Origin of the sequence: Pseudoalteromonas aliena SW19, assembly GCF_014905615.1 — a bacterium.
Lineage (GTDB): Bacteria > Pseudomonadota > Gammaproteobacteria > Enterobacterales > Alteromonadaceae > Pseudoalteromonas > Pseudoalteromonas aliena.
This window is the reverse complement of sequence record NZ_AQGU01000009.1, coordinates 1-1,210: the sequence shown is the minus strand read 5'-3', so window position 1 is coordinate 1,210 and position 1,210 is coordinate 1. Positions and strand designations below refer to the sequence as shown.

General features: G+C 48.7%; 1 rRNA gene. It reads left to right on the top strand.

The features are described from left to right. Nucleotides 1–20: 20 nt before the first annotated feature. Nucleotides 21–1,210: ribosomal RNA gene (locus tag PALI_RS00050) — 23S ribosomal RNA — on the top strand; the annotation flags it as partial.

The following is a 1,210-nucleotide window of genomic DNA, read 5'->3' as shown; positions in this document are numbered from 1 at the left end:
AAGACCCGTTTGGGTTGTATGGTTAAGTGACTAAGCGTACACGGTGGATGCCTTGGCAGTTGGAGGCGATGAAGGACGTATTAACTTGCGATAAGCCTAGTCAAGCTAGTAAAAAGCACTTGAGACTAGGATTTCCGAATGGGGAAACCCACCTGCTTGCAGGTATCGTTAACTGAATACATAGGTTAACGAGGCGAACGCGGAGAACTGAAACATCTAAGTACCCGTAGGAAAAGAAATCAACCGAGATTCCGAAAGTAGCGGCGAGCGAAATCGGAACAGCCCTTAAGCTTATTATGTGTTAATGGAAGGCTCTGGAAAGTGCCACGATACAGGGTGATAGTCCCGTACATGAAAAGACATTTTAAGTGAAATCGAGTAGGTCGGAGCACGTGAAACTTTGACTGAATATAGGTGGACCATCATCTAAGGCTAAATACTCCCAACTGACCGATAGTGAACCAGTACCGTGAGGGAAAGGCGAAAAGAACCCCTGTGAGGGGAGTGAAATAGAACCTGAAACCGTGTACGTACAAGCAGTAGGAGCCCACTTGTTGGGTGACTGCGTACCTTTTGTATAATGGGTCAGCGACTTATATTTTGTAGCGAGGTTAACCGAATAGGGTAGCCGTAGGGAAACCGAGTCTTAACTGGGCGACTAGTTGCAAGGTATAGACCCGAAACCCGGTGATCTAGCCATGGGCAGGTTGAAGGTTGAGTAACATCAACTGGAGGACCGAACCCACTAACGTTGAAAAGTTAGGGGATGACCTGTGGCTAGGAGTGAAAGGCTAATCAAACCGGGAGATAGCTGGTTCTCCCCGAAATCTATTTAGGTAGAGCCTCGGACGAATACTTACGGGGGTAGAGCACTGTTAAGGCTAGGGGGTCATCCCGACTTACCAACCCTTTGCAAACTCCGAATACCGTAAAGTAATATCCGGGAGACACACGGCGGGTGCTAACGTCCGTCGTGAAGAGGGAAACAACCCAGACCGCCAGCTAAGGTCCCAAAGTCATAGTTAAGTGGGAAACGATGTGGAAAGGCCCAGACAGCCAGGAGGTTGGCTTAGAAGCAGCCATCCTTTAAAGAAAGCGTAATAGCTCACTGGTCGAGTCGGTCTGCGCGGAAGATGTAACGGGGCTAAACTATGCACCGAAGCTGCGGATTCAGAATTTATTCTGAGTGGTAGGGGAGCGTTCTGTAAGC